The 20,815-nt window shown below is 66.6% G+C and carries 20 protein-coding genes and 1 pseudogene; 1 reads left to right on the top strand and 20 read right to left on the bottom strand.

Translation table 11 applies throughout. The features are described 5' to 3' along the window. Positions 1-45: 45 nt before the first annotated feature. The 17 genes and pseudogenes from uxaC to CAP13_RS08105 all read right to left on the bottom strand — a co-directional run bounded on the left by uxaC (position 46) and on the right by CAP13_RS08105 (position 16,985). Entirely contained in the window at positions 46-1,473 is a 1,428-nt protein-coding gene (gene uxaC, locus CAP13_RS08185) for a glucuronate isomerase (RefSeq protein WP_085831105.1), read from the bottom strand. Positions 1,474-1,786: 313 nt separating this feature from the next. Continuing rightward, the gene (locus tag CAP13_RS08180) at positions 1,787-2,887 is read right to left on the bottom strand and encodes a substrate-binding domain-containing protein (RefSeq protein WP_085831104.1); all 1,101 of its coding nucleotides are present in this window, start codon (positions 2,885-2,887) and stop codon (positions 1,787-1,789) included. Positions 2,888-3,024: 137 nt separating this feature from the next. Then, positions 3,025-5,142 (bottom strand): annotated as a pseudogene (gene feoB, locus CAP13_RS10330) (ferrous iron transporter B); the annotation flags it as partial. Between the two features lie 129 nt (positions 5,143-5,271). Next, complete coding sequence (locus CAP13_RS08170) at positions 5,272-5,493, bottom strand: FeoA family protein (protein WP_085831102.1); 222 nt, start codon at positions 5,491-5,493, stop codon at positions 5,272-5,274. A gap of 84 nt (positions 5,494-5,577) precedes the next feature. After that, on the bottom strand, positions 5,578-5,811 hold the full coding sequence (locus tag CAP13_RS08165; RefSeq protein ID WP_085831101.1) for a FeoA family protein: 234 nt from the start codon (positions 5,809-5,811) through the stop codon (positions 5,578-5,580). 246 nt (positions 5,812-6,057) lie between these two features. Continuing rightward, positions 6,058-7,239 (bottom strand): iron-containing alcohol dehydrogenase, encoded by a 1,182-nt coding sequence (locus CAP13_RS08160; RefSeq protein WP_085831100.1) that lies wholly within the window; start codon positions 7,237-7,239, stop codon positions 6,058-6,060. 18 nt (positions 7,240-7,257) lie between these two features. Further along, positions 7,258-8,220, bottom strand: coding sequence for an aldo/keto reductase (locus CAP13_RS08155; protein ID WP_085831099.1), 963 nt, complete (start codon positions 8,218-8,220; stop codon positions 7,258-7,260). Further along, complete coding sequence (iolC, locus tag CAP13_RS08150) at positions 8,220-9,296, bottom strand: 5-dehydro-2-deoxygluconokinase (RefSeq protein WP_085831098.1); 1,077 nt, start codon at positions 9,294-9,296, stop codon at positions 8,220-8,222. The genes CAP13_RS08155 and iolC overlap by 1 nt, the downstream gene beginning before the upstream one ends. A 42-nt stretch (positions 9,297-9,338) precedes the next feature. Continuing rightward, positions 9,339-9,539 carry a hypothetical protein gene (locus CAP13_RS08145; protein WP_085831097.1) on the bottom strand — a complete coding sequence of 67 codons (201 nt, stop codon included), beginning with the start codon at positions 9,537-9,539 and terminating at the stop codon, positions 9,339-9,341. Positions 9,540-9,611: 72 nt separating this feature from the next. Continuing rightward, entirely contained in the window at positions 9,612-10,280 is a 669-nt protein-coding gene (locus CAP13_RS08140) for an RpiB/LacA/LacB family sugar-phosphate isomerase (protein ID WP_085831096.1), read from the bottom strand. Between the two features lie 4 nt (positions 10,281-10,284). After that, positions 10,285-11,169, bottom strand: a complete 885-nt coding sequence (locus tag CAP13_RS08135; protein WP_085831095.1) for a class II fructose-bisphosphate aldolase — start codon at positions 11,167-11,169, stop codon at positions 10,285-10,287. Between the two features lie 64 nt (positions 11,170-11,233). Then, a complete protein-coding gene (locus CAP13_RS08130) occupies positions 11,234-12,346 on the bottom strand; it encodes a PTS fructose transporter subunit IIC (protein WP_085831094.1) in 1,113 nt (370 codons plus the stop codon). Positions 12,347-12,402: 56 nt separating this feature from the next. Next, positions 12,403-12,711 carry a PTS fructose transporter subunit IIB gene (locus CAP13_RS08125; RefSeq protein WP_085831093.1) on the bottom strand — a complete coding sequence of 103 codons (309 nt, stop codon included), beginning with the start codon at positions 12,709-12,711 and terminating at the stop codon, positions 12,403-12,405. An 81-nt stretch (positions 12,712-12,792) separates the two neighbouring features. Next, a complete protein-coding gene (locus CAP13_RS08120; RefSeq protein WP_085831092.1) occupies positions 12,793-13,245 on the bottom strand; it encodes a PTS sugar transporter subunit IIA in 453 nt (150 codons plus the stop codon). Between the two features lie 364 nt (positions 13,246-13,609). Next, a complete protein-coding gene (locus CAP13_RS08115) occupies positions 13,610-14,512 on the bottom strand; it encodes a DeoR/GlpR family DNA-binding transcription regulator (protein ID WP_085831091.1) in 903 nt (300 codons plus the stop codon). 537 nt (positions 14,513-15,049) lie between these two features. Further along, positions 15,050-15,691, bottom strand: coding sequence for a bifunctional 4-hydroxy-2-oxoglutarate aldolase/2-dehydro-3-deoxy-phosphogluconate aldolase (gene eda, locus CAP13_RS08110; protein ID WP_085831090.1), 642 nt, complete (start codon positions 15,689-15,691; stop codon positions 15,050-15,052). Between the two features lie 220 nt (positions 15,692-15,911). Further along, positions 15,912-16,985, bottom strand: coding sequence for a sugar kinase (locus tag CAP13_RS08105; RefSeq protein WP_085831089.1), 1,074 nt, complete (start codon positions 16,983-16,985; stop codon positions 15,912-15,914). Positions 16,986-17,139: 154 nt separating this feature from the next. On the opposite strand from CAP13_RS08105, the gene CAP13_RS08100 reads away from it, so the two are divergent. Continuing rightward, positions 17,140-18,135 carry a LacI family DNA-binding transcriptional regulator gene (locus tag CAP13_RS08100; RefSeq protein WP_179185006.1) on the top strand — a complete coding sequence of 332 codons (996 nt, stop codon included), beginning with the start codon at positions 17,140-17,142 and terminating at the stop codon, positions 18,133-18,135. Positions 18,136-18,300: 165 nt separating this feature from the next. Here CAP13_RS08100 and CAP13_RS08095 read toward each other — a convergent pair whose 3' ends face one another. The 3 genes from CAP13_RS08095 to CAP13_RS08085 all read right to left on the bottom strand — a co-directional run. Then, positions 18,301-19,071: an ABC transporter ATP-binding protein gene (locus CAP13_RS08095; protein WP_085831087.1), complete on the bottom strand. Its 771-nt coding sequence runs from the start codon at positions 19,069-19,071 to the stop codon at positions 18,301-18,303. Between the two features lie 34 nt (positions 19,072-19,105). Then, positions 19,106-20,143, bottom strand: a complete 1,038-nt coding sequence (locus tag CAP13_RS08090) for an ABC transporter substrate-binding protein (RefSeq protein WP_218775334.1) — start codon at positions 20,141-20,143, stop codon at positions 19,106-19,108. A gap of 60 nt (positions 20,144-20,203) precedes the next feature. Next, positions 20,204-20,815, bottom strand: a 612-nt coding sequence (locus tag CAP13_RS08085) for an ABC transporter permease (protein ID WP_085831086.1), incomplete at its 5' end; no start/stop codon positions are given.

The following is a 20,815-nucleotide window of genomic DNA, read 5'->3' as shown; positions in this document are numbered from 1 at the left end:
CCGCTCGGTCCGATCCGGTTGGGCCCGCCGGCCCTCAGCCTCGCATCAGGCCGTCACGGTATCGAGGTCGAAGCCGAAGTAGCGCACGGCGTTGTTGTAGGAGATATCGCGTACGAGCCGGTGGAGGAGGTCGCGGTCATCGGGGAACTTGCCCGCCTCGACCCACTCGCCCACAAGGCCGCAGAGCACGCGGCGGAAGTACTCGTGGCGTGGGTAGGACAGGAAGCTCCGCGAGTCGGTGAGCATGCCGATGAACGTGCCGAGAACGCCCTCGTTCGCCAAGGTCGTGAGCTGGTCGCGCATGCCGACCTCATGGTCGTTGAACCACCACGCGCTGCCGTTCTGCATCTTGCCGGCGACGGGTCCCTCCTGGAAACACCCCATGACGGTGTCGATGACGATGGCGTCCGCCGGATTCAGGCTGTAGAGGATGGTCTTCGGCAGGCCGGTGCGCTCATGGATGGCGTTCAGGAACGCGGCGAGCTGATCCGCGGGGGTGTAGTTGGCCACGGCGTCGTAGCCGGTGTCGGGGCCGAGCTTCGCGAGCATGGCGCTGTTGTTGTCGCGCCGGCATCCGAAGTGGAGCTGCATCGCCCAGCCGAGGCGCACGTACTCGCCGGCCGCGAACTGCATGAACGCGGTCTTGTAGGCGAGCGCCTCCCGCTCGGTCGGCGCCTGGCCGGCGCGGGCGCGCGCGAAGATGCCCTCGATCTCCTCATCGCTGGCGGGCACGTACATGACGTAGTCGAGGGCGTGATCGGAGGCGCGGCACCCGAGGGCGTGCGCCTCGTCGTAGCGCGCGGAGATGGCGCGCTTGAGGGCGGCGAACGAGGTGATCGGCTCGCCCACGAGGCCGCCCAGGCGCTCGAGGTAGGCCGTGAACGCGGAGGTCCGCTCGATCCTGAGAGCCGCATCGGGGCGCATCGCGGGTAGCACCTGCACGTCGAAGCTCGGATCCGCCGCGAGCTTTTTGTGCCACTCGAGGCTGTCCGCGGGGTCGTCCGTGGTGCAGATCAGGCGCACGCCGCTTTGGCGCACGATCTCCCGGCAGGTGAAGTCGGCCTCGGCGAGCTTCGCGGCCGTGAGGTCCCAGACCTCCTGGGCGGTCTTGCCCGAGAGCACGCCCTCGTAGCCGAAGTAGCGCTTGAGCTCCAGGTGACTCCATTCGAAGACCGGGTTGCCGATGGAGCGCTCGAGGGTCTCCGCCCATGCCTGGAACTTGTCGCGAGCCGGTGCGTCACCGGTGATCAGGCGCTCGTCCACGCCACAGGCGCGCATGAGGCGCCATTTGTAGTGATCGCCGCCGAGCCAGGCCTCGGCGATGTTCTCGAAGCGCCTGTCCTCGAAGATCTCGCGCGGCGAGATGTGGCAGTGGTAGTCGATGATGGGCAGGTCCTCGGCCGCCTCGTGGTAGAGCTCCTCTCCGGTTTGTGTGCTCAGCAGAAAACTCCGGTCATCCATGAACTGCTTCATCGTCTTCCCTCTCGTCCCCCATCAGGGGAATCTGGACGGAGCGACCGGTCGGAGGCGAGCGGCCGCATGAACAAGGTGAACGTTACCTCTTCGGCCATGCGGCTGTCTAGCGAGAAAGTGAACGTTCACTTTCTCGGGCGGCGGACGGCGCGGTTTTTCGGCGAATGGCGGGTGCCGGGAACGGAGCAGGGCAGGTCGAGCGGCCCGCCATGCGGATCCGCGATACCGCGCGAGACGCGGCCGGGGTCGGCCTCGCAGGGCATCCCGGAGGCGGAGCGGCATCGAGCCTCCCCGCCTGGGTGCCGCTGTGCCCTTACCGGAGGTTCGCGCTCGCCCGGGCGCACACCTGGGCGAGGTTGCTCTGGAACACCAGCTCGACGGAGCCCGTCTGCACCTCGTTCGCAGGGAGCGCGTGCCAGAGGACCGCATCGATGAGGTCGCCGATCGCCCGGTACGCCATCCCGACAGGGTCCTTGTACACGAGGTTCGTGAAAACCCCTTGCCGGAGCGCCGCGATGCTCTCGGGGAACAGGTCGCTGCCGAGGGCCGCGACCTCCCCTGCAAGGCCGAGCTCCACCAGGGTGTCGGCGAGGATCTCGCTGCCGAGCGCGAAGACGCTCACGGCCAGCGCGGGGCGGGCCGCCTCGAGGTGGGCCAGCAGGGCGCGATGGAGCTCATCGGCCTGGCCGTGGGCCCCGGGAACCTCGTCGATGACAAGGCCGGGCCAGCGCCGTCGCAGGCGCTCGCGGAAGGCGCGGGCCACGAGCTCATGGGAGGGCATGGCCGCATCGCCGGAGAGCAGCAGGACGCGCGCGCCGGGCCCCGCGAAGCGCAGCAGGTTCTCCGCCTGCTCGGCCAAGAGGCCGCCCGCGGACTCAAAGTCAGCCACCACCGCGCCCACGCGCTTGGTCTGCGGCCGGTCCCCGTTGAGCAGGATGAGGGAAACCCCCGCATCGGTGAGCCGCCGGAGCAGGGAGGTCTCCTCCCCTTCCGCCGGGGCGAGGGCGAGCAGGCCGTCCAGATGGCCGCCCGCCTCGACGCGCTCCACGAGACGGGAGAGGCACGGGGCGTAGCTGCCGATCTCGAAGTCGATGAACTCGGCCTCGATGCCAGAATCCCGGGCCTCGTCGAGGTGGCGGCGGCAGCCCTCCCACAGGTACGCGTGGAAGTAGCGCCCCGTCCCCGTGGCCGCAGGCAAGCAGATCGCGATGCGCACGCGCTTACGACGCAGGTTCGACGCGGCGGCGTTGCGCCGGTAGCCCAGCTCGTCGGCCAGCTTCACGATGCGGCAGCGGACCGCATCGGAGACGCCGGACTTCCCCGTCAGCGCCTTGTGCACCGTGTTGATCGAGACGTCGAGCGCGGCGGCGATGTCCTTCATCGTCACCCTGCCGCCGTCTGTATGCTGCGCCATCGGATCGACCCCATCTCAACGCACGTCCGTCGGCCTCCATGATAGCGCCCGCGCCGCGGGATTGGGGAACGTTAACCCACGCGTGGCACCCGGGCGCGCCGACACGCGCGGCGTCCTCGCGCGCCAACCCGTGCGCGCACGNGGCCGGTGACGCTCATGGCCGTGGCCTGCCAGGACTCGAAGCCCAGCGGGGCGAAGATCCAGCCCAGCGCGGTCGAGACCATGGCGAGCACGGAGTAGTCCGTGAACTCCTCGAGGCCGTTGGTGATCTCGGGGAGGAACCCGAAGGTGCCCTCGTACACGCCGAAGTTGGAGAGGAACCACACCACGATGGTGGAGGCGAAGATGATCGTGAAGGCCTTCTTGATGTAGGCGCTCACGCGCTCCCACACGTGCAGGGCCCAGGAGCGGACGGAGGGCAGGTGGTAGGACGGCAGCTCCATGACGAAGGGCGTCGGGCGGCCGGCGAAGATCTTGGTCTTCTTGAGCATGATGCCCGACACGATGACCGCGAACACGCCCAGGAAGTAGAAGAGCGGGGCGATCCAGGAGGCCTTGTTGTCGCTCACCAGGGCGCCCATGAGCAGGGCGATGAGGGGCAGCTTGGCGCCGCAGGGGATGAAGGTCGTGGTGATGACCGTCATGCGGCGGTCCTTCTCGTTCTCGATGGTCTTGGTGGAGAGCACGCCGGGAACGCCGCAGCCCGTGGAGACGAGCATCGGGATGAAGGACTTGCCGGAGAGGCCGAAGCGGCGGAACACGCGGTCCATGACGAACGCGACGCGGGCCATGTAGCCGCAGTCCTCAAGGAAGGACAGGAGCACGAAGAGGACGAACATCTGCGGGATGAAGCCGAGCACGGCGCCCACGCCGGCGACGACACCGTCGACCACGAGGCCGGTGACCACGGCGCTCGCGCCCGCGGCCTCGAGCCAGCCGGTCACGACGTCGGGGATGCCGGGGACCCAGGGACCGAACTCGGTCGGATCGGGCTCGGCCACCTGCGCGTCCTTCGCCACGGTCGCGGCGTCCACCTCGCTGGTGGTCACCTCGCCGGAGTCCTCGTCCTCGAACTCGGCGGTCGCCGTGATCTTGGAGGCGGCGGGCTCGGAGGCGATCTTCTCGGCGGCGGCGAACGCGCCCTCGGTGTCCTCGGCGTCCATGGCCTCGGTGTAGGAGCTCACGTCGATGCCCTGCTCGGCGGCGGCGTCCATGAACGCGGCGATCTCGGTCTTGGAGGTCTCGAACTCGCCGGAGGCCTCGTCGTAGGCCTCGCGGCCCTGGCCGAGCACGAACCAGCCGTCACCGAAGATCTGGTCGTTCGTGAAGTCCGTGGCCGCCGTGCCGAAGGTGGAGATGGCGAGCCAGTACACGCAGAACATGGCCAGGGCGAAGATAGGGAGGCCCAGCCAGCGGTTGGTGACGACGCGGTCGATCTTCTCGGAGACGCTCATCCGGGCGGGGGCGCGGTGCAGGCACTCGTCGATGATATGGGCGATCACCGCGTAGCGCTCGCTCGTGATGATGGACTCGGCGTCGTCGTCGCAGTCGGCCTCGCACTGGGCCACGATCCGCTCGACGTCGGCCGCCTTATCGGCGGAGAGGTTCAGGAGCTTGGTGGCCGCCTCGTCGCGCTCGAAGAGCTTGACGGCGTAGTAGCGGCACTTGCCCGCCGGCACGCTCTGGGGCAGCAGGCTCTCGATGCGGTCGAGGACGTCCTCGATCGCGGAGTCGAACTTGTGCTCGGGCACGGAACCCTTCTGGGCGGCCGCGCGGACCGCGTCGAAGAGCTCGCTGATGCCCGTGTTCTTGAGGGCGGAGATGAGCACCACCGGGCACCCGAGCTTGCGGGAGAGCGCCGCGGTGTCGATCTTGTCGCCGTTGCGCTCCACGAGGTCGGCCATGTTCAGGGCGACGACGGTGGGAAGACCCGTCTCGATGACCTGGAGCGCCAGATAGAGGTTGCGCTCGAGGTTGGTGGCGTCGATGACCTGGATGACCGCATCGGGCTCGCCGCTCATGAGGTAGTCGCGCGAGACCTGCTCCTCGGGGCTGTAGGGGGACAGGGAATAGATGCCGGGGAGGTCTGTGACGGTCACGCTCTTGTCGCTCGAGAGCTTGGCCTCCTTCTTCTCAACCGTCACGCCGGGCCAGTTGCCCACGTAGCCGTTCTGGCCGGTGATCAGGTTGAACAACGTCGTCTTGCCGCAGTTGGGGTTGCCCGCCAATGCGATATGGAGCTCTGAAGCTGCCATGAAACTCCTTCTTCCTGAGGCTTTGAAACTTTTGGCGAAGTTACCGAGCGCCTCCCCGGCCGCCGGCGCAGACCCGGCATATGCTCAAGGAAGCGTCTCTACCTGCCTGAATCGTCGATTGTGCGCGCCTTACGCGACCTCGACGATCGCCGCCTCCTCCTTGCGGATGGACAGCTCGTAGCCGCGCACGGTGATCTCGATCGGATCGCCGAGCGGCGCGACCTTCACGACCTTGAACAGGGTCCCCTTGATGAGGCCCAGGTCCATGAGGTGGCGACGAAGCGCACCGGAACCGTGCAGCTTGATGATCGTGGAGGAGTCCCCCACAGCGACATCTCCCATCGTCTTCATTACTTCCTCCTTTCAGGTGATGGTCCTGATTGGACAGGCCAGCTCATCGGCGGCCCGCCCCATGCCTTTGCGACGATCGAATGCTCAGGCCGTCATCACATACTGGGCCACTTTGACATCGAGGCCGAAGCGCGCGCCCTTCACCATGACGATGACGTTGCTGCCGCTCGAGGTCACCACGTGTACCTGGGACCCCTCGACAAAGCCGAGATCTTGGAGGTGGCGCTTCATATCCTGGTTGCCGCGCACCCGTGCGACCGTGACGGTCTCACCGGCACGCACCAGGGAGAGCGGCATCGCCGGCATTCCCGTTGGCATACTCACCACCTGCTTCCACACTCGCTCGCTCTGAACAAAGCAAGGCGGCCCGCACGCCCGTCTGCTGATCGCAGCATGCGGACCTAAGTTAACCTCATCTATGTTCGCTTACGTAAACTATCACGTCACGCAGGGGATGTGAAGACCTGGCGTGCATCTTTTGCAAAACATGCGGTTGCGACCTACGGATTGTATGACAAGGCCGCGGTCGGGGTATATAGCGGAGTCTGCACCGGACAGGTGCACCTACCGGGCGCCTCGATCATACGCGTCCGCGTACAGCCGCCGAAGATCCTCCGGGCCCACGTCCCTGATGGTGTTCGCGGGGCTCCCGCTCTCGATCGCATCGGCGACCATCTTCTCGATCGCCCCGAAGTACGCCTCGCGGGGAACCCCGTATGCCGCAAGCGAGGGGATCTCCAGCTCGGTGAGCAGGTCGCGTATCGCGCGCATCAGCGCGGCCGAGGCCTCGCGCTCAGACGGGCTCGAGGAGATCCCGCAGTACCGCGCGATGCGCGCGAACCGCTCCGGCGCCCCGTCGAGCGCGAAGGTCAGGCACACGTCCATGAGCATGGCATTTGAGAGCCCGTGGGGCACATGGAACAGGGCGCCGATCGGCCTGCTCATGCCATGGATGAGCGTCACGCTGGCGTTGCTGAACGCGATCCCCGCCTCCGTGGCCGCAAGGGACATCTGCACGCGCGCCTCCCTGTTTTCCGGCTCCCGGACGCAGGTCGCGAGGTTCCCGAAGATCCGCCGCGCGGCGGAGAGGGAGAACGTCTCGGACAGCGGGTTCGCCTTGCGCGAGGTGAAGGACTCGATCGCATGGCAGAGCGCATCCACGCCCGTCGCCGCCGTGACGGACGCCGGGGCGGTGAGGGTGAAGACCGGATCGACGACGGCCGTATGCGGGATGAGCGACGGCCCCGCGATGAGCATCTTCACGTCGCGCGCCGTGTCGGTGATGATGGCGAACCGCGTCGCCTCCGATCCGGTGCCGGCGGTCGTGGGCACGGCGACCATCGGGCACACCGGCCCCTCCGCGGTCCTGCCCAAATAGGACGAGATCTCGCCGCCGCCTGCGACGACCAGGGCGATCGCCTTCATCGTGTCGAGGGGGCTGCCGCCGCCGAGACCCACCATGAAGTCGCAGCCGGAGCACCGGAACAGCTGCGCGCCCGCGCGCACCATCGTGTCGGTGGGCTCGCCGCTCACCTGATCGAAGATCTCCCAGGCTATCCCGGCGCGGTCCAGCACCGCGCAGGCGCGCGCGACGTTGCCGAGCCCCACCATCGTCGCATCGGTCACCACCAGCGCCTTGGTGCCCAAACTCGGCAACGCGTCCGCCAAGCGCTCAAGGGCGCCGTCTCCGTACAGGATCTCCTGCGGGGTCAGAAACGACCACGGCCCGTGCTGACACGCATCCATATCCCTCTCCTCTCTCGCCTACGCCACGCCCGACTCGGCGTGGGCGCGGGCGACGCGCTCGGCCCATTCGTCCAGGCGATCCGGATGGAAGGTGTATCCATCCTCGGTGTCGAGCGCATCCAGCGCCGCGATCTCGTCCTCGGAAAGAGCGAAGTCGAACACGTCGGCGTTGCTCCTGATCCGCTCCACCCGATTCGACTTCGGCATCGTGACGAACCCCTTTTGCAGGGCGTACCGCACGCAAACCTGACCCGGGTCCTTTCCGTGGCTCGCGGCGATCTCCCGGATCACCGGATGCCCCATGAGCCTGCCCCGGCCGAGCGGGCCCCACGCCTCCAGCTGCACCCCGTTCCGCTCGCACCATGCGACCGTGTCGCGCTGCTGGTACCCGGGGTTATGCTCGATCTGGTCGACCATGGGGGCGATATCGGCGCGGGAGACGAGCGCCTCGAGATGGTGGACGAGGAAGTTCGACACGCCGATCGCCCTGATCCGGCCGGACCGGTGCAGCTCCTCGAAAACCCGCCAGGTCTCGGCGATGCGCTCCTCCCAGACATCCTCCCAGCCGGCCACGCGGGGCCAGTGGATCAGATAGAGGTCGAGGTAGTCCACCTGCAGCCACGAGAGCGTGCGGTCGAATGCCGCACGCGCCGCCTCCGCGCCCTGATCCGGGTTGTTCAGCTTGCTCGTGATGAAGATCTCGCTCCTCGGGATACCCGAGTCCCGTATGACCTCGCCCACCACGTGCTCGTTCTTGTATGAGGTCGCCGTGTCGATATGGCGGAGCCCTCTGTCGAGGGCGAAGCGGATGGATCGCGCCCCGCGCTCATCAGGGGGCACCATGTAGGTCCCAAAGCCAAGGCAGGGGATCTCAACGCCGTTCGAAAGCAGAAACCGATCGCAGGCCCCCGCGAGCTGGACCGCGGGAAGCCTCCTTGTCGCCGGAGTTTGAACCGGGCGCACATCCGTGCTCTCCCCCATCAGGCACCTCCTTCACTCGTTGGCCCCGCAGCGCCATCGGGCGCGACCTGGGCCACCATCTCACCGTACAGCGCCTTCTCCTCGGCGATGAAGGCGCGCACCTCCTCGGGGGTCGGCAGGGCGTCGGAGCAGTTGTTGGCCCGGACCATCATCGAGGCCTCGGCCGATCCGAACTCGAGGCACCGCTGGATGTCCCATCCGCTGAGCAGGCCGTAGATGAACCCCGATCCGTATCCGTCGCCGCCGCCGAACCCCTTGCGGGCCGTCACCGGGAACGGTTTGATGGAGTACGAGCCCCCGTCGGACACATACGCCGTCGAGCCCTGCATGCCGTGTTTGATGACGACGATCTTCGCGCGCTCACCATGCCAATACGATGCGCTCTCCTCGTCCGTCATCCCGGGCCTGATCAGCGCCTCCGTCAGATCGAACTCCTCACGCGACCCCATGATGACGTCGGCCTGGCGGGCGATGGCCGCATAGTAGATCGCGATCTCGTCAGCGCTCTTCCAGTTGTAGGCGCGGTAGTCGATGTCGAACAGGATCGGCGTGCCCACCTGCCGCGCCAGCAGCGCGGCTTTCAGGGCCGCCTCCCGGCTCGGGCTCTCCGCCAGCGCGGTGCCAGAGATCAGCAGCATTTTGGCGTCCGCGATATACGGGCCGTCGATGTCGTCGACGGAGAGCTGCAGGTCCGCGATGCAGTTCCTATACATCAGAATCCGGCTCTCGGAGGGGGACAGCATCTCCGTGAACGTCAGGCCCAGCTTCTCCCCTCCCCGGCACCGCGTCACATGGCTCGTATCGATGCCCTGCCGCTCGAAGTACTCGAGGACGAAATCGCCAAACTGGTCGTTGGAGATCTTCCCGATGAACCCCGCCTTCATGCCGTGGCGCACCGCGCCCACCGCGATGTTCGCCGGGGAGCCGCCCACGTACTTCTCGAAGTACCGCACCTCCTTGAGCGGCTTGAAGGCCTCCTTGACCGTGTCGGAGTACGCCGGGTTGAAATCGATGGCGATCCGTCCCAACAGCACGAGGTCCAACGGCCGGTGTGCATCAAATTCGAGGTAATCCATCACATGCTCCCATCGCATACGATTCGCCGCGCCCAGCCGCCCTCACGCGAAGGGGATGAAGACGAGGACGAGGCCGACGGCGATCAGCGCCCACGACAGGGCGCGTATCAGGCGCTCGCGCCGGTCGTATGCCCCAACCGACGGATCGGCCTGGCGCCGCCTCATGTACGAGACCCTGACGAGCGCGACGCCGCTGAGGCCGAGCGCCGCGCAGGCGATCTGCACGTACTCCGATAGCTGCATTCGTCCCCTCCCCGCATCGTCGTTCACACGCAAGCGCCCCTTAGGGCTCGCGGTCCCTGGGCGCCCGCCCCGTCATGCCGCGAGCTCGCGCACGATCGCCTCGAGCTCGCCGTCCTCGCAGCCCGTGAGGAAGCAGTCGAGGAAGGGTTTGGTGAGGGCCGTCCTCACCATCTCCGGGTCGAGCGCGCGCAGGATCTCGGGAAGGGGCTTGGCGACGCGGCGCTTGACGTCATCGAGCAGGCGCACGTTTCTGCCCTGCGCCTCCTTGCGATCCGCCGGATACCCCTGCCCCTTCGGCGAGGCGAAGGCACGGGTGAAGATGCCCTCAAGGTTGAGCTCGGCGCCCCACCCGAACCCCTTGGCAAAGGGGATGGACAGCGCGTTGCCGTCGTTGATCTGCAGGAACAGGTAGGCGTCGGTGGGCTCGATGCAGTATCCGCACACGACGCCGGGGTACATGTTGCAGCTCATCAGCGCCCCCTGGCCGGTGCCGCATCCCGTGACCACGAAGTCCACCGCGCGGGAGTTCAGCAGCAGCGCCGCCTGGATCCCGATGTGGAGGTAGGTGAGGCGGGGGTTCTCGTCTGAATAGTCCTCCGGCCGGTCGCGGGGGTTGTCGACGTAGTGCATACCCGTGTTGAACACGGTGTGCCCCAGCGGCTCCGCGACCCCTCTGAGCTGCCCGAGGATGAGGTCGTTCTTCGACGCCTGTGAGAATTCCTGGATCAGTGCGATCTTCATGACGCTACTCCTTAGACCCCGAATCGAACGCCGCGTAGGTATAGCGGTCGTTCGACCCGATGATGTGCAGGTACTTTTTGACGAACGCCTTGATCGACGCCTCGGCGGCCATCTGCAGGGCGAGGAAGTCGGCGGCCGGGTTCTCCGAGAGGAGCGCCAGCATGCCCTCCTTCGCCGCCTGGAAGGCATCGGTGCAGACGTTGATCTTGTTGATGCCGCCGGCGACGGCCGCCTTGAGGTTCTCCTCGCCCGAGCCGGAGCCGCCGTGCAGCACGAGCGGCATCTGGAGCGCCCGCTTCAACTCGGCGAGGCGATTGAAGTCGAGCTTCGGCACGTACCCCTTGGGATAGGTGCCGTGAGCGGTCCCGATGGCGACGGCGAGGGCGTCGCAACCCGTGCGCTCCACGAACTCGCAGGCCTGGGCGACATCGGTGTACATATCGTCCGTCCGACCGTCGCCCGCAGCCGCCTGCCCCACATGGCCGAGCTCCGCCTCGACGGAGACGCCCTTGGGATGCGCCAGGGTGACAACGGTGCGGGTCCGCTGCACGTTCTCCTCAAAGGGCAGGGAGGAGGCGTCGATCATGACGTTGGTGAACCCCTCCTGGATGGCGCGGACCTCGTCCTCGAGCCGGGCCCCGTGATCGAGGTTCAGGGCGATCGGCACCGGGGCCTTCTCGGCGAGGGCGCGGACCACGGGGACGATCGCGTCCAGATGCGCATGCTTCGCGATCTGGCCCGGGCCCATCTGGATGATGATCGGGGACCGCTCCTCGGTCGCCGCCTCGATGCCGGCGCGGACCATCTCGATGTTGATGGAGTTCATCGCCATGACCGCGTAGGTGTTCTCATCGGCGTGATCCAGAAGGGACTTCATGGAAACAAGCATGACCTGCCTCGATTTCTCTACGAAAATGGAAGGTGCCAGCTGTCCGCTGGCACCTTGTGTGCGCTTAGAGGTCGATGTCGAGTTCGACGATCTCCTCCTCGACCTTCTCGGTCTCCTCCGGCCTGCGCTTGATGAGCGCGTAGACCACGCCCGTCACGAGCGAGCCGGCGACGAGGGCGATGACGGCCCACACCGGGTTCACCATCGTGGGGAACACGAAGATGCCGCCATGGCCGGCCACGGACTCGACGCCCATGCCGACGGCGATCGCGCCGGCCGTCGCCGAGCCGAGCATCGAGGCCGGGATGAAGCGGACCGGATCGGCCGCCGCGAAGGGGAGCACGCCCTCGGTGATGAAGCAGAGCCCCATGGGGAACGCCGTGATGGCGGTGTCGCGCTCCGTCTGGCTGAACTTGTCGCGGGCGATGAGGGATGCCACGAAGGCGCCGACGGGCGGGGTCATACCGCCTATGATCTTCGCGGACATGGGGCCGTAGATGCCGTCGGCACCGAGGCCGTTCGCGGCCATCGAGGCGGTCTTGTTGACGGGGCCGCCCATGTCGAAGCCCATGCAGGCGCCGATCACAGCGCCGATGATGGCCTTGGAGCCGCCGTTCAGCGAGATGATCCACGCCTGGAACACGTCCATGATCCATGCGAGGGGCTGGGCGAAGACCGCGAGGAACAGCATGCCGCACACGAAGGTGGCGAGCACGGGCATGATCAGGACGGGCATCAGGCCGGCGCACCACGACGGCAGCTTCCAGGTCTTCATCCACAGCAGGAAGTACCCGATGACGAAGCCCATGACCAGGCCGCCGAGGAACCCGGCCTTCGACATCGTGCACGTGTAGCCGATGATGAAGCCGGGCACGATGCCGGGCCGCTCGGCGATCGAGTAGGCCATGTAGGCGCAGAGGATCGCGACGGCGAAGTTCATCGCGTAGCCCGAGAGCATGTTCACGCCCCACCAGAACCCTCCCCAGGTGAAGGGCTCCATGCCGGTGAACGGCGTGGGCCAGGAACCGGCGACCGCAGCGTAGTAGTCGCCGATCAGATAGCCGCCGAAGCCCTTGGCGAGGGCCCCGAGGATTCCGCCGGCCACGACCATGGGAATCATGTAGGAAATGCCTGTCATGATGGTCTTCATGACGCCAACTCGTTTGATGGTGGACATCGTTCTCCCCTCTCTTCGCGCAGGCGTCCTCCCGCCCGCGCGATGGTCACTTGCCCTTACTGCGTGAGCTTCTTCTCGATGGTGGCGATCAGGCTCTTGGGGTTCTTCATCGCCACGCTGATGGGGATGTCGACAACCTTCTTGCCCGTGAAGCGGGCCGTATCGACCGCGATGTCATGGGCGATGATCACCACATCGGCGGCTGCGATCTCCTCCCCGGTGAGCACGTTGTCCGCGCCGATCGTCCCCTGCGTCTCGATCTTGCAGGCGTGGCCCGCCGCCTCCGCCGCGTCCTTGATCTTCTGGGCGACGATGTAGGTGTGGGCGATGCCCGCGGTGCAGGCGGTGACTCCGACGATCTTCATTGGCTTCCCCTCTCTCGTGTGGTTCGAACGCCGCAGCCCCCGGCGTCCATGCGCGCGCCGCGCGCGTTCCTTCGGCGCTCGTCACGCCGTGAGAATCGAAATGACCTCGGAAGGGGTCCTCGCCCCCTGAAGCGCGGCGACCAGGCTGTCTTTGCCGATCTTGCCGGCGAGCTCAGCCAAGAGCCGCATGTGGTTCTGGGCGAATCCCTCGTCATCGGACACGCAGAACAGGAAGAACAGGTTGACGGGCTCGTCGTCGTAGCTCTCCCATGCGACCAGGTGCTCCGAGCGCCCGATGGCGATCGTGATCTTCTTGACCACCGCGCTCTTGCCGTGCGGGATGGCGATATGGTTGCCGGCACCGGTGATGCCGGCGGCCTCGCGGACGTAGATATCCCTCACGAACTGCTCGATATCGGAGATGTAGCCCGCCTCGAACAGGTGCCCCGAGAGCTCGCGGAGGATCTCATCCTTCGTGGTCCCCTTGAGGTCGAGGTCGATGATGTCCTCGCTCAGAATCTCGCTCAGATCCATGTGCCGTGCCTCTCTCCGTGCGTATGAGGGATGCCTTCGAACAGCTTTATTGAACGGGATCACGGGCGGCTCGTCCTCCAACAGTCGGTGAACGGGATTATTTCGTACGTAAGTGGTATGTGAATCACGAAAAGTTCTCAGATATGCGCTTCCCGTTTTGCCTAAATTAGGCTATTTACCTGGTACTTTATAGAAAATAACCCACGAAATAATACTATTTCGAAGGATATTTTATATTTCGATATATTTCGTTTTTGTGAGATATAACGACTACAAGGGAAGTAATTGAACAAATAGTTTCGTTATATTTCGTTTCGATAAAATGGCAGGGACCACCTGCGGCGACCCCTCCGACACGGGTTCGTCAGAGCGTGCGACCCACGTGCCCGGTCAACTGCCTTCCCCGCTCGCCGTCCTCATCCGAGCCGGCGCCCGCCGCGCGCCGCCCAGGCGTGGTCCTATCGCCCGCGATCACAAGCTCCGTGGAGGCGCCGGCCGCGGCGATCGCGCCGGCAAGGGCCCCACCGGGGTCCTCGTCGATCACGACGGCATCGATGTCTGAGATCCCGGCGAACCGGACGAAGCACGGGCACCGCACCTTCGAAGCGTCCATGAGCATGATCTTGACGCGGGCGCGCGCGACCATGAGGCGCTTGACGTCCGCGTTCCCGGTGAACTCGGTGGTGAACCCGTGATCGGGATGGAAGGAGTCCGTCGCGAGGAAGGCCTTGTCGAGGTAGAGGTCGCCTAAGGTGCGGTTGGTGATGGGGCCGGTCATGTACCGGTGGTTCTTGCGCAGGGCGCCTCCCAGCAGCAGCACGTCGGCATGGGGAAGGTTCGAATCCGCGAAGCTGGCGATCGACAGGTCGCTCGTGACGATCGTGATATCGCGTTTGTCGGACAGGAAGCGCACGAACTCGAAGGTCGTCGTCCCCGTGTCGACCAGCAGGGAGTCGCCGTTCGACACGAGCGCGGCGGCGCGCTTCGCAACCGCGCGCTTCGCTTCGACGTTGATGTTCAGGCGCTGATCGGGATAGGACACCGTGATGGTGCGCGCGATGGAGACCGCACCGCCATGCGTGCGGCGGAGCTTGCCGCCGCGTTCGAGCTTGTCGAGGTCATTCCTGGCCGTGACCTCTGAGACCCTGAAGCGCTCGCAGATGTCCGACACCCGGATGGAGGAGCGGAGGTTGACCTCCTCGACGATCATGGCGCGGCGCTCATCGATCGGCACCCGGCGCGCGTCGCGCTGCGATGACTCCCACACGGCATCCTCCCTGCGGCCTCGGTTGACCTGTATTGTTTTATACCACGGCAGGCCACGCGGGGTGTTGGTGGCGGCGGCTGCTCGACGTGCGGTTGCTTTCGGTCCTGAAGCGGTTTTCCGGTCGGCCCGGGTTGCCCCCCCCGGAAGCCGTCTTTCCGCCCGCCGGGGCCCGCTGAAATTGCATTTTCTTGAGTTATGAACACCTAGATCGGGCCTCTGCGAGTACCAATCACAAAACCGCAGGTAAACTATGGTGCAAAAAGGCGCGTTATGAATAGCGGGGTTCACAACGCGCCCTCTTCCCCGATACATCTATGCATAGCTCGCAAAAATGCAAAACACGCGAGCGGTCCGAGCCGGCCGACCGGCCGCAATCCCGGGAAACGACGCCATCCCATGGCCGCGGGGCTCGCCTTCATCGGCCGGTGGCCCCACGTGCGAAGAAGCGTTGCCCCACCTGCGGGGAAGCGATGCCCCTGCCCGCAAACCGTGCGGGCGGCCTCCCTCGATATCCTGAACGATGCCGGCGGCGCGCCCCTATCCGCGGGCCGCGCGGGCAGCCGCCATGGCCTCGGCCGCGAGCTCGCACACGCGGCTGAAATCGCCCCCGGCGAACAGCGCCGGCTTGACCATCCAGGTGCCGCCCACGGCGATGATATCCGGACTCCCGAGATACGAGCCCAGGTTCTCCTTGCTGACGCCCCCGGTCGGCATGAAGCGATGGCCGACGAACGGGGCGCAAAGCGCCGCGATGGTGCCGAGGCCGCCGTACTGGGCCGCCGGGAAGAACTTCGTCACGGTGAGGCCGAGCTTGCGCGCCGAGCCCACCTCGGTCGGGGTCACGGTGCCCGGCAGCACCGGCACGCCACGCTCGATGCAATGGGAAACGACCTCAGCGTCGAATCCCGGGGCGACGATGAACTCCGCGCCAGCTGCGAGCGCCTCGTCCACCTGCTCGACCGTGAGCACCGTGCCCGCGCCCGCGTGCATGTCGGGATGGGCGGCGCGCATGGCGCGGATCGAACCCGCCGCAGCAGCGGTGCGGAAGGTCACCTCGGCGGAACGCATGCCGGCGGCCATGAGGGCATCGGCGAGCGGAGCCGCGTCCGCCTCGTCATCGAGCACGACGACGGGCACGATCAGCAGCTCCTCTAAGGTCTGGTAGAACGATTCGAACATAATGGGTTCCTCTCAGGCAGTGTCCGGCGCACAGGGCGCCCGGCAGGTTGTATAGGTGCTGCCCCATCCGCAGGGGCGCGGCCGCATCACCGACGTGCGTGATCTGCAGCTGATGGACGCCACCCCATCCCAGGGGCGACGCTCAAGTCGTTCACAGAGAGCAGGTGGCTTTTCGCGCGCCGCCTCGCTCATCGGGGGCGGGGGCTCAGGCGCGCCCGACCTACCGGGCCACGCGGGTGCCGCCTCCTCCCGCTTGAGCAACCGCGCGGATCTCGTCCTCGGTGACCAGGTTCGAGTCCCCGCGGATCGTGAGCTTCAGCACCGATCCGGCGATTGCGTAGTCGATGGCCTCCTGCGGCGCGTAGCCGTGTAGGAGCGCATGCAGGTAGGCACCGGAGAAGGCATCCCCCGCGGCCACACCCTCGAGCACGTGCACGGGGTAGACGGGGCTGAAGACATGCGCGCCGCCGGCCGAGACGGTGCCCGGCAGAAGATCGTCCCCCTCCGCGCGGTAGAGCATGGCCATCCACTCCGAGCTCTCCACCGACGAGATGTTTCGGATCACCGAGAGCACCTGCTTGCAGCCATAGCGCTCCGTGATCTCGCGCGCCATCTCAACGTAGCCGTCCCGCTCCTCGATGCCGTTCGCGAGCGAGCCCGAGACGCAGGTGATGCCGAGGCCGCGCGGGGCGTCCTCATCGTTCGCGATGCAGACGTCGACAAGGGGGAGCAGGCCGGCCATGACCTCCTGAGAACGCTCGGGGGTCCACATCTTGCCGCGGTAGTTCACGTCGAGCACCGTGGTGATCCTGCGCTCACGGCAGGCCGCGAGGGCCTCGCGGCTGGCAACGGCCATCTCGTCCGATACCGCCGGCGTCACACCCGAGAGGTAGAGGACGCCGACACCGTCGAGGATGGATGCCCAATCGAGGTCCGTGTGAGAGGCCCGGCTGATGGCCGAGTACTTGCGGTCGTACACCACGCCGTTGCCGCGCACGGAGGCGCCCACCTCGAAGACGTAGCTCCCCAGACGGTCGCCCGCGCGGACCACGCGGCCGGTGTCCACCCCATAGGCGCTGAGGCTCCTGAGGGCGCAGTCACCCAGGCGATTCGCTGGAACGATGGAGACGAATGCCGACCGATCGCCCTGGTAGGCAAGGGAGAGGGCCACATTCGCCTCGGCGCCGCCATAGCGGACGTCGAAGCTCGTGGCCTGCTCGATCCTCAAGTGATCGGGCGGCGAGAGCCTCATCATGATCTCACCGAAGGTCAGGACGGTCGTGTTTGTATCCATCGTGGCTCCTCTCCCTGCTGCGGCCCAAGGTCTCGTGCATTACGAAATCGATTTCTCTCTACGCGTGGAGTATACTCCCCCTAGCGGAAAAGAGAAACCGATTTCTTAAACTTCGTATCCGGGGACGGAATCACAGGGGAGAACGATGGGGCGCATGCGCATTAAGGACATCGCGGCTGAGGCGGGCGTGAGCCCAGCCACGGTCTCGCGCGTCCTCAACAACCGGCCAGGCACCATGTCGGACGAGACGCGCGCCCGGGTCAAGGCCGTGATCGAGCGGACCGGGTACCAGCCGAGCAATGCCGCCCGGAGCCTGCGCCGCGGGCGCACAGGGGCCATCGGACTCATCCTCGCCGATATGTGCAACCCCTACTCGAGCGCCATGCTCGAGGCCCTCGCGGCCGATGCGGGCAACCGGGGCCTCGCGCTCATGACCGCCGTCAGCGGCAACGACGCCGAACAGGAGGAGCGTGCCTGCGAGCGGCTCATCGCAGCCGGCGTGGACGGACTCGTGGTCAACTCCTGCCGTGCGGGCGACGAGGCGGCCGCCTCCCTTGCGGCGGCAGGGCGCCTCGTCCCGATCGTCCTGCTGGACCGGGCCGTGCCCGGCAGCGGCCTACCCCTCGTCACCTCCGACAACGACCGACTCATGCGCGAGATGGTTGAGGAGATCCATCGGCGTGGATGCGCCATCTGCCACCTCTTGGATGAGCGGGGCCGCACGAGCGCCATCCGCCGTGAGCGTGCGCGATCCTTCGAGCGTGAGCTCGCCGCACGCGGGATGACGGGCGGGACGGTCGCGCTCGCATCGCCGGCCGCGGACGCCGCCCGGCAGCTGGAGGAGCTCGTAAGAGGTGCCGTATCCCCCATCGGCCTCATCGCCGTGAACGGCCTCGTGCTGCTCCGCTTGGTGGAGGCGCTCGGCGAGACAGACCTTTCCGCCCCCGGCACGCTCCGCATCGCAACCTTCGATGAGTACGCTTGGAACCGTGCGCTTTTCGGCGGGATCACCACCGCCGTGCAGGACACCGCGGGACTCGCCGCGGCGGCGCTCGACGCGCTCTTGGATGGGAGGGGCACGGATGGGCCGGCGCGGACGGCAGTGGCCCCCGGACGCGTGATCGTCCGCGCCTCCACGCGCGGGAACTGAGGGGATGTGTGGAGGGACTGGGCTCTTGAGGTTCCTGCCCTGCCCTTGTCTTTCACGGGCCCTGCTTGGGGCCTGCAGCGTTCGCCCACAGCCCCATGCCCCCTGCATGCCCCGGCATCTAACCACAGTGGCCGCACAGTTCGAGCGGCAGTGCTGAAATGAAACTCACGCCGCAGGCAGGTCGCCCCGGAGCAACGCGAGCACCTCGCGCTTGGCGGCGATGAATTCCTCTGTGAGCTCGAAGTCCTCCCGCTCGCTGCGGGGGCGGCCCACGCGCACCGATCCCGCGATATGCGTGGGCGCGCCCTCACGCGGGGCGCCGCTCATGACGTAGATAACGTCGGCGAGCCCTAGGGCCTCGTCGATATCGTGGGTGACCACGAGGGCCGTGGTGCCGACGGCCTCGGTCACCTCGATGAACCAGCGGTGCATATCGGCCTTCGTGAAGGCGTCGAGCGCCGAGAAGGGCTCGTCGAGCAGCATGAACTCCTGGTTGAAGAGGTAGCTGCGCAGCAGGGCCGCGCGCTGGCGCATGCCGCCGGAGAGCTCCGCCGGCCAGCGGTCCTCGGTGCCCGCGAGCCCGAAGGTCCCGAAGAGCGAGCGTGCCCGCTCGCGGGCGGCAGCGGGCCGCTCCCCCTTGAGCACCAGGGGGAGGGCCGTGTTGTCGAGGATGGTCTTATGGGCGAGGAGGAGGTCTTTCTGCAGCATGTAGGCGAGCTCGCCGGGCGCGCCCGTGATGTCGCGGCCGCCGAGGAGCACGCGGCCCGCACTCGGACGCGTGAGACCGGCGATCACGTGGAAGAGCGTCGTCTTGCCGGCGCCTGAGGGGCCGAGCAGGCAGGCGATCTCGCCCGCCGCCACGGTGAGGCTCACGTCCTCGATGACCGTGAGGGCGCCGAACGCCTGACTCACATGCATGACCTCGAGATCAGCCATCGCTCCTCCTCCCTGCTGCCGCGTTCCGGATCCCCTACGCCTTGATGAAATCGGTGGAGAGGCCGGCGCCCGAGGCGAGCTCGGGCACGAATCCCTGCTCGGCGATCCAGCTGTAGAAGGCGTCCCAGCGGTTCTGGTCGATGAGGCCCCAGGCGGAGGCGTCGGCCTGATACTGGTCGGCGAGGTAGCGCTGCGAGGCGACGACGAGGTCGCGGTCGAGCTCGGGCGCGGCCTTAAGCAGGATATCCGCGGTGCCGTCCGGATCCTTGATGCAGTCCTCGTACCCCTTGCGCGTTGCATCCATGAAGGCCTGGACCGTGTCGGGGTCGTTCTTGATGAGGTCGTCGTTCGCGATGATCACCGGCGTGTAGTAGTCAAACACGGAGTCGATATCCGCGAAGGCGAAGTAGTTCACATCGAGGCCGGCGAGCTTGCACTTCTCCCCCGCCCAGGCCCAGAAGATCCAGATGCTGTCGACCTGGTTGGACGAGAGGGCACTGACCTCGTCGGTGATGGTCTCGGGGACCATCTTCACGCGCGAGTAATCGCCGCCGTCGGCCTCGACACAGCGCTTGATGACGCCTTGCTCGATGGGCATCTCCCAGGTGGCGTACGTGTGGTCCATCATCTTGGCCGGGCTCGTGATGCCCTTGTCGGCCAGGCTGATGATGCCCGAGGTGTTGTGCTGGATGATCGCCGCGATGGCCGAGACGGGCAGGACCGAGTCGCCCGTGAGGTAGCTCGCCATGGAGTCCTGGAAGCTGACGCCGAACTGGGCCTCACCCGTGGCCACGAGCGAATCGGCGCCGTTCTCAGGGGCCTGGAGAATCGTGACGTCGAAACCGGCATCCTTGAAGTAGCCGCGCTCCTGAGCCACGTAGAGGCCCGTGTGGTTGGTGTTGGGCGTCCAGTCGAGGGCGAAGGTGATCTTCTTGAGATCGGACGAGCTCGAGCCGGAGCCGGCCGTGGAGCCGCTGCTCGCGGCCTGGTTTGCGGTGCAACCGGTGAGAGCGGCGGCACCTGCCAGGGCGGAGAGGGCGAAGGCACGGCGGCTCATCATCTGGTGGGACATGTGATACTCCTAATTCCGCGGGCGCGAATGCGCGGCCCGCATTGAGGTTGACAGGGGCGCTCAGCGGCTCTCGGACGAGCCGGCGCGCTCCCAGGGGGTGGCGAGGCGGCGCACGAGCTCGACGGCCCACATGAGCACGAGGCTCAGGACCGAGATGAGCAGGATGACCGCGAACATCTTGTCGAACGAATAGGCTTTGCGAACGCGCGTCATGTAGACGCCGAGACCCGAGAACCCGCCGAGCCACTCGGCGATGACCGCGCCCACAAGGGCGTAGGCGGCCGAGATCTTGAGCCCCGAGAAGAACTGCGGCAGGGCCGCCGGGAACTTCACGTGGCGCAGGATCTGGAGCTCCGTGGCGCCCATGGAGCGCATGAGGTCGATCTCGTCGGGGTCCACCGAGCGGAAGCCGCCGAGGACACCCACTGTGATCGGGAAGAAGGTCGAGATCACGATGAGGACGATCTTCGGCAGCATGTCGTAGCCGAACCAGAGCACGAGCAGCGGGGCGATGGCCACGGTGGGGATCGTCTGGGTGAGGACCACGAGGGGGTAGAACGCGCGGTAGAGGATCTCGAACCGGTCCATCACCACCGCAGATGCCACGCCCAGGGCGACGCCCACCGCAAGACCGATACCCGCCTCGGCGAGGGTCGTGCCAGCGTGGCTCGC

Origin of the sequence: Collinsella vaginalis (assembly GCF_900176655.1) — a bacterium.
Lineage (GTDB): Bacteria > Actinomycetota > Coriobacteriia > Coriobacteriales > Coriobacteriaceae > Collinsella > Collinsella vaginalis.
Note: the sequence above shows the minus strand (reverse complement) of the source record. Positions and strands in the feature narration are given on the sequence as shown.